5 protein-coding genes and 1 pseudogene are annotated in these 7,551 nt (G+C 70.4%); 4 read left to right on the top strand and 2 right to left on the bottom strand.

Annotation, left to right across the window (positions count from 1 at the left end; translation table 11 throughout):
- The 4 genes from ABTZ43_RS16415 to ABTZ43_RS16400 all read left to right on the top strand — a co-directional run.
- Positions 1 to 825, top strand: an 825-nt coding sequence (locus ABTZ43_RS16415; protein WP_350539552.1) for a hypothetical protein, incomplete at its 5' end; no start/stop codon positions are given.
- 76 nt (positions 826 to 901) lie between these two features.
- Positions 902 to 1,129: an RNA-binding S4 domain-containing protein gene (locus ABTZ43_RS16410; protein WP_045253946.1), complete on the top strand. Its 228-nt coding sequence runs from the start codon at positions 902 to 904 to the stop codon at positions 1,127 to 1,129.
- Positions 1,130 to 1,217: 88 nt separating this feature from the next.
- Entirely contained in the window at positions 1,218 to 3,017 is a 1,800-nt protein-coding gene (locus ABTZ43_RS16405) for a glycoside hydrolase family 15 protein (RefSeq protein ID WP_350539551.1), read from the top strand.
- Between the two features lie 76 nt (positions 3,018 to 3,093).
- Positions 3,094 to 3,990 carry an SDR family oxidoreductase gene (locus ABTZ43_RS16400; protein ID WP_056414571.1) on the top strand — a complete coding sequence of 299 codons (897 nt, stop codon included), beginning with the start codon at positions 3,094 to 3,096 and terminating at the stop codon, positions 3,988 to 3,990.
- Positions 3,991 to 4,178: 188 nt separating this feature from the next.
- On the opposite strand, the gene ABTZ43_RS16395 is transcribed toward ABTZ43_RS16400, so the two are convergent.
- Together ABTZ43_RS16395 and ABTZ43_RS16390 are read right to left on the bottom strand one after the other, a co-directional pair.
- The gene (locus tag ABTZ43_RS16395) at positions 4,179 to 7,202 is read right to left on the bottom strand and encodes an alpha-mannosidase (protein WP_350539550.1); all 3,024 of its coding nucleotides are present in this window, start codon (positions 7,200 to 7,202) and stop codon (positions 4,179 to 4,181) included.
- A 44-nt stretch (positions 7,203 to 7,246) separates the two neighbouring features.
- Positions 7,247 to 7,551 (bottom strand): annotated as a pseudogene (locus ABTZ43_RS16390) (carbohydrate ABC transporter permease); the annotation flags it as partial.

Here is a 7,551-nt window from a genome sequence, read left to right as displayed (position 1 = left end):
CCCGAGAACCTCCCCGCGAACACGCCTCCGGCTCCCCCCGCGCCCCCCGCTCCCCCGGCCGCGGATGCCGAGACCGTGCCGGTCGCGCCGATCGCCGCCGAGTCCGCTCCCCAGACCCCGGCATCCGCCCCGGCATCCGCCCCGGCGAAGCCCCGCCGCACGCGTGCGCTGCTCATCGGCGGCGGGATCGCCGCGGCCGTCGTGCTCGTCGGCGGCGGGGTGGCCCTGGGCGCAGCCGTCGGCGATGAGTTCGGCGACGACCACGACCGCCCCTCGGTCTCCGACGGTCCTCGCGGCGGCGACGACCGCGACGCCGACGACCGCGGCGGACGCCCCGGAGACGACCGCGACGACGCCGAGCAGGGCGCACCCGCCGAGGGCGGGCCCGGCACGGGCGGACCCGCGGGTGAGATCGGCACCGATTCGGCCGACGAGATCGTCGCGATCGCGGATGCCGCACGCGGCGCCGCCGACGGCGAGGTCACCTCGATCGACGCGAAGCGCGACGGCAGCTGGGAGGTGCAGCTGACCGCGTCGGACGGCAGCGAGAGCGAGGTCCGCGTGACCGCAGATCTCGCGACGACCGTCGTCTCCACCGAGCAGGACGACGATGATTCCGCGCCGACCCGCACGCTCGATGAGGCGACCATCCGCGCCCTCGTCGACGCGGCGCTCACCGAGGCCGAGGGCCTGATCACCGATCTCGACGCCGACAACGACGACGTGAGCCCCTACGACGTGTCGGTGCTCACGGGCGATCGACGGTCGGTCGACATCGACTTCAGCGCCGACTTCGCCGTCGTCGGCACGGACATCGACGACTGATCCGCCGGGGTCGTTCCCGAGCCGCCGTCCGATCCGGACGGCGGCTCGCACCGTATCGGGCGATTAGCATTCAGACATGACGAATTCCGGCCGAATCGACGATGTCTCCATCGGCGGCGACATGATCCGCCTCGGGCAGTTCCTCAAGTTCTCGGGACTCCTCGACTCCGGTGGCGACGCCAAGGAGGTCATCATCGACGGCTACGTACGGGTGAACGACGAGGTCGATCGCCGCCGTGGACGCCAGCTGCACGACGGCGACCTCGTCACCTTCGAGGGCCGCACCGTCCGCGTCCGCCCCTGACCCCCATCCGGGGCGGCTCGTATAGCGAGCGGATGCAGGACGCGCAAGGCGGTAGGCGGTATCTCTCCCCCGGCCGCACGATGGACCCATGCCCCGCTCCGCTCGTCCTCTCGCGTCGTACGCGCCGATCGGCGACGGCAGGACGGTCGCGCTGATCGGTCTCGACGGGCGCATCGACTGGCTGCCGCTCCCGGGGCTCACGGATCTTCCCGTGTTCGCGAGCCTGCTCGACGAGCAGACCGGCGGATGCGTGGAGCTGCGTCCCACCGCAGAGTTCCGCACCGAGCGACGCTACGTTCCCGAGACGAACGTGCTCGAGACGACGTTCCACACGGATGCCGGTACGGTGCGGATCACCGACGCGCTCATCTTCGGCGTCGCCGGACGACTGCCCTGGGCCGAGCTCGCCCGGCGCATCGACGGCGTCGAGGGCGAGGTCGCGATGCACTGGCGCGTGCAGCCCGGATCCTCCCTGCAGACCGCCGCGCCGTGGGTGGAGCGCACCGCGCACGCCGACATCATCCGCAGCGGCGCCACCGCCCTGGTGGTGGTCGGCTTCGCGCACGGCCCGATGGCCACGACCTCGGAGTCCTCCGTCGGCCCCGAGCAGACAGGGTCGTTCACGACCTCACCGGGATCCCGGCACCTGATCGCGCTGGCGGCGACGCACGGGGAGCCGCTGCACATCCCCGATCCGCACAACATCGACCTCGGGGTCGACCGCACGGTGCAGCACTGGCAGCACTGGTCGTCGGTGTTCTCGTACGACGGCCCGTGGCGCTCGCACGTGCAGCGCAACGCCCTCGCGCTCAAGCTCCTGATCTACAGCCCGTCCGGTGCCATCGCCGCAGCGGCGACGACATCTCTTCCCGAGAACCCCCGTGGCGGGAAGAACTGGGACTACCGCTTCGCGTGGGTGCGCGACCTCGCGTACACCGCACACGCCCTGGTGCGCTTCGGGCTGCGGGAGGAGACCCACGCCGCCCTGTCGTGGCTGCTCCGCACGATCCGCGAGCAGGGATCCGACCTTCACGTCATGTACGCGCTCGACGGCTCTGCGGTTCCCGAGCCGCGCGAGCACGACGTGTCGGGGTGGCGCGGCATCGGCCCCGTCGTCACGGGCAACCCCGCCGGAGCCCAGCTGCAGCTCGGGGTCTACGGCGACCTGATGGCCATCTGCCGCACGTACGTCGATGCGGGCAACGTGCTCGACGTCGAGACCTCACGGCTGCTCGCGGACATCGCGGACCGCACCTGCGACGTCTGGCGCAATCCGGATTCCGGGATGTGGGAGCTCCCCGAGGAGCGTCACTACACCTCGTCGAAGATGGGGTGCTGGAAGGCGCTGGAAGATGCGATCGCCCTCGCCGACTCGGGGGCGATCCCGGGCAGCGCCGACCGGTGGCGGGCGGAGCGCGACCGCATCCGCGCGTGGATCGATGCGCACTGCTGGTCGGAGAGCCGCGGCGCGTACGTCTTCTTCGCCGGCTCCGATCAGCTCGACGCCTCGGTGCTGCTGCACGCCCCGAGCGGATTCGACCGCGGCGAGCGCATGGCGTCGACGATCGACGCCCTCAGCCTCGAGCTGGGCGCCGGGGCTCTGATGTACCGCTACAGCGGCGTCGCGGCGGAGGAGAAGACCTTCGTCGCCTGCGCCTTCTGGCGGGTCGAGGCGCTCGCCTGCGTCGGACGCCACGACGAGGCCCTCGCGCACATGGAGACGCTGATCGGGCACGCCAACGACGTCGGCATCTACGCCGAGATGATCGATGCCGACGACGGGGCCGCGTGGGGCAACACCCCGCAGGCGCTCAGCCATCTGGCCTTCCTCACCGCGGCGATGACGATCCGCGAGGTCGTTCCCGCAGACAAGCTCCGCGATCGCTGAGCCGGATCCCGATCCGGCTCCGTCGACCGCGCCCCGACCCCAGACCGAACGAACGAAAACAAGGAGAGGACACACCATGTCTCGTGACCAGTACACCTTCGTCAACCCCGCTGAGCTCTACTCCGACATCGAGCCCCAGAAGCAGCACATGCCCGAGCCCGGTCTCGACGCCGACCTCGCCCCGAAGGCCGACCTCGGAGAGGACAGCTACCGTGGCAGCGGGCGCCTGAGCGGCCGCAAGGCTCTCATCACCGGCGGCGACTCCGGCATCGGTGCGGCCACCGCGATCGCGTTCGCCCGAGAGGGCGCCGACGTGGCGCTCTCGTACCTGCCGGAAGAGGAGGAGGACGCGGCTCGCATCGCCGGCATCCTCCGCGAGGCCGGCGCGAACGTGGCCACCCTGCCGGGCGACCTCCGGGACGCGGAGTACTGCCGCACGCTCGTGGCCGAAGCCGTGGGCGCTCTCGGCGGCCTCGACATCCTGGTCAACAACGGCGGCAAGCAGATCTACCAGGAGTCGCTCGGCGACATCACCGACGAGCAGTTCGACGACACCTTCAAGACGAACGTCTACGCGATGTTCTGGATCACCAAGGCGGCGCTTCCGCACCTGCCTGCCGGGTCGTCGATCATCAACACCACCTCGATCCAGGCGTACTCGCCGTCGGGCATGCTCGTCGACTACGCCTCGACGAAGGCGACGATCAACGCCTTCACGAAGGGCCTCGCCGACCAGCTCGCGCCGAAGGGCATCCGCGTGAACGCGGTCGCCCCCGGCCCGATCTGGACGCCGCTGCAGCCGAGCGACGGTCAGCCGCAGGAGAAGCTCGACCAGTTCGGCGAGGAGACCCCGCTCGGACGCATGGGGCAGCCCGCGGAGCTGGCTCCCGCCTACGTGTTCCTGGCGTCGGCCGAATCCAGCTACGTGATCGGCGAGACCCTGAACGTGAACGGCGGCATGCCCACCCCGTGACGCTCGGCTGAGGTGATCCGGAGCCCCGCCGTGCGCGATAGCCCTTGCGCGGCGGGCGCTCCGGTGTCACTCTTGCGATACAGCTCTGTCGCGCCTGTCGCGGCAGCTGGGGTGCCGTCCAGATGGCGGCATCGGATGGGGCGCCCTTTCTGCCGCCTCCCCCGTGGTGGGGGCGTCCCGTCCTCCCCTCAGCCTCGCGGCAGCCGCAGCGTCACGAGCTGGAACGGTCGGAGCGACAGACGGAAGCCGTCGGCATCCTGACCCGACAGCGCGGCCGGCTCGATCTCACGCTCGAGCAGGTCGACCTCGCCGGCGTCACCGCTCGGGAATCCCACGGCGACCATGGCATCGGCGCGACGCCCGAGAGCCTCGTACAGGCGCACGATGACGTCGCCGCTGCCGTCCTGGGCGAGCTTGACCGCCTCGACCACCACACCCGGGTGATCGATCGCGACGAGAGGGTGCACATCGTCGGCGCCCACGACGCGACGCTCCGCGAGGTTCGTGCGGTACCCCTCGGCGATCGCATCGACGAGCTCGCCGCCGACGACGATGCCGACCTCCAGATGGTGCCGGCCCTGATCCTGCTGCGGGTCGGGGAACAGCGCCGCCCTCACGAGCGAGAGCCGCACGGTCGAATACGTGCCGCCGCTCTCGCGCGGGTGCCGGGTGATGTCGTGGCCGTAGGTGGAGTCGTTGGTGACCGCGACGCCGAAGTCGCTCTCCCCCACTCGGACCCATCGATGCGCCACGGTCTCGAAGCGCGCAGCGTCCCACGAGGTGTTGGTGTGGGTCGGACGCACGATGTGCCCGAACTGGATCTCCGAGGCGGCATGATCGGTGTGCACGTCGACGGGGACACTGAGCTTGAGCAGCTTCTGCCGCTCGCGCCAGTCGACGTCGACAGCCAGCTTCAGCGTGCGCGATCCCTCATCGAGACGGATGCTGTGCACCAGCGTCGATGCACCGAACGTGCGCGAGATCACCACGGCGCCGTCGACGATCTCGATGCCGTCCACGTCGAGGAGGTCGGTCACGTTGCGGCGGTAGTGCTCGTCGATGTCCCAGGCGTCCCACTGCGTCGGGGTGTCCCGGTGCAGCTGGAAGACGCCGGCGCTCTGACCGGCAGGCACGACCTCGCGCCCGCTCGTCAGGTCGATGATCGAGGTCAGCACACCGCGCGCGTCGATCGTCGCCCGCACGAGGCCGTTGTCGAGCACGAACCCGCCCTCCGCGGCGACCGGTGCGACCGGCACGACCGCATCCGCCTCGCCGATCGCCAGCGCTCCGACCGAGGCGTGCCCGTGCGGCGCCGCGTTGGCGACGAGGCTGCGCGTGCCCTCGCCGACCAGTGCCCGCAAGGAGTCGGCGATGATCTGCTCGAGCTCGACGGCGATCGCCGCGTAGTTGCGCTCGGCATCCTGATGCACCCAGGCGATCGACGTGCCGGGAAGGATGTCGTGGAACTGCTGGAGGAGCACGAGCTGCCAGAGACGGGTGAGCTGCTCGGCCGGGTAGGGGCGACCGGTGCGGACGGACGCCGTCGCCGCCCAGAGCTCAGCCTCGCGCAGCAGGTGCTCGCTGCGACGGTTGCCCTGCTTGGTGCGCAGCTGACTCGTGTACGTGCCGCGGTGGAACTCGAGATACAGCTCGCCGCTCCACACCTCGGGCGACGGGTATTCGGACTCGGCCTGCTCGAAGAACGCCCGCGGCGTGGAATGCCGGGCGACCGGCGACCCTTCCAGCGACCCCGCGCGCTCGACCTGCGCGGCCATCTCCCGGGTCGGCCCGCCTCCGCCGTCGCCGTACCCGTACGGCAGCAGCGAGACCCGCGCCCTGCCCTTGTCCTGGAAATTCCGCTGCGCATGCGCGAGATCGGCCTGCGAGGCATCCGAGTTGTACTTGTCCACCGGGGGGAAGTGCGTGAACACGCGGGTGCCGTCGAGGCCCTCCCAGAGGAACGTGTGGTGCGGCATCCGGTTCGTCTCGTTCCACGAGATCTTCTGCGTCAGGAACCACTTGGATCCCGAGGCCTTGATGATCTGCGGAAGGGCGCCGCTGTAGCCGAAGGAGTCGGGCAGCCAGACCTCGGGGGTGTCGATCCCGAACTCCCGGAGGAAGAACCCCTTGCCCTCGACGAGCTGACGGGCGAGGGCCTCGGAGCCGACCATGTTCGTGTCCGACTCGACCCACATGCCGCCGACCGGCACGAAGCGGCCTTCGCGCACGCGCTCGACCAGACGCTCCCAGATCTCCGGGTAGCGCTCCTTGATCCACGCGAACTGCTGCGCCGACGAACTGGCGAAGACGACGTCGGGGTTCTCGTCCATCAGCGCGAGCACGTTCGAGAAGGTCCGCGACACCTTGCGCGCCGTCTCGCGCACCGGCCACAACCACGCCGAGTCGATGTGCGCGTGCCCGACGGCATGCAGCACGTGCGCGCTGGCATGCGCCGGACTCGCCAGCACCGCGCGCAGCGCCTCCCTGCCCTCCGCCGCCGTGCCCGCGACATCATGCGGGTCGACGACGTCGATCATCCGATCCAGCGCCTGCACGATCTCCGCCCGTCGCGGCGAAGAGGCATCGAGCTCGCCGAGGAGCCCGCGCAGGATCACGGTGTCGTCGAGCAGCGACTCGACGGTCAGGTCGCGCAGAGCCACGTCCACGACCCGGAGCACGTAGATCGGATCGACGCCGGCGGTGTCGGGGTCACCGAGTCGCGTGGGGTCGAACGTGAAGATGCTGCCCACGTCGGGGTTGGATGCGGCCTCGAGCAGCACGTCGATGCGTCCGTCCGCCTGCACCGCTGCGGCGACCGCGTTGTTGAACGGCGAGATGCCCTTGATCGGACGCCCGTCGAGACCCCAGACGAGAGCCTCGGCCTGGAAGCCGCTCTGCCCGGCCGTGAAGCCGAGGTCCACGACCAGCTCTGCCCTGGTGCCGTCGGGGAGATCGCCGGTTGCCGTGCGCCACTCGGCCGGGACCTGCCCACTCACCCGGAACCACGTCGTACCCCAGGGGCGCCCCCAGGCGGTGCCGACCGCGGTGGGCGTGTAGTCCGCCTGCGCGGCGTCCGCGAAGGGCACCGGCTCACCCGGCACCTCCCAGGCGCGGACTTCGAGCGGGTGGCTCAGCCGGTGACGAGCCGGGCGCAGACGCTCGCGGATGAATCGGTCGATGCGCATCTCGATGAGCGCGGTGCGGTCGTGCATGAGTGGTGCTTTCTGGATCGTGGGGGTGTGCGAGGAGGCGGGGATCAGCCCTTGACGCCGCCGGCCAGCGCGAAGCTGCTGCCGGACAGACGCTGCACGAGCAGGTACAGGACGAGGATCGGCACGGAGTACAACGTGGCGAACGCGGCGAGCTGTCCGTAGGCGACCGCGCCGTGGTTGCCGAAGAAGGTGAAGATCGCGACGGCCGCCGGCATCTTCTCCGAGCTGAACAGCAGGACGAACGGGACGAAGAAGTTCCCCCACGCCTGCGTGAACACGAAGATGAAGACGACGCTGATGCCGGGGCGCATGAGCGGCAGGACGATGGTCCACAGCGCCCGCATGGCGG

The organism is Microbacterium sp. NPDC097977 (assembly GCF_040302605.1).
GTDB lineage: Bacteria > Actinomycetota > Actinomycetes > Actinomycetales > Microbacteriaceae > Microbacterium.
This window is presented reverse-complemented; position numbering and strand designations above follow the sequence as displayed.

What these genes read in the sequence shown, in the direction of transcription:
- ABTZ43_RS16410 (WP_045253946.1), top strand. Translation starts at nt 902, where the DNA reads ATGACGAATTCCGGCCGAATCGACGATGTCTCCATCGGCGGCGACATG.
- ABTZ43_RS16400 (WP_056414571.1), top strand. Translation starts at nt 3,094, where the DNA reads ATGTCTCGTGACCAGTACACCTTCGTCAACCCCGCTGAGCTCTACTCC.
- ABTZ43_RS16395 (WP_350539550.1), bottom strand. Translation starts at nt 7,202, where the DNA reads ATGCACGACCGCACCGCGCTCATCGAGATGCGCATCGACCGATTCATC.
- ABTZ43_RS16405 (WP_350539551.1), top strand. Translation starts at nt 1,218, where the DNA reads ATGCCCCGCTCCGCTCGTCCTCTCGCGTCGTACGCGCCGATCGGCGAC.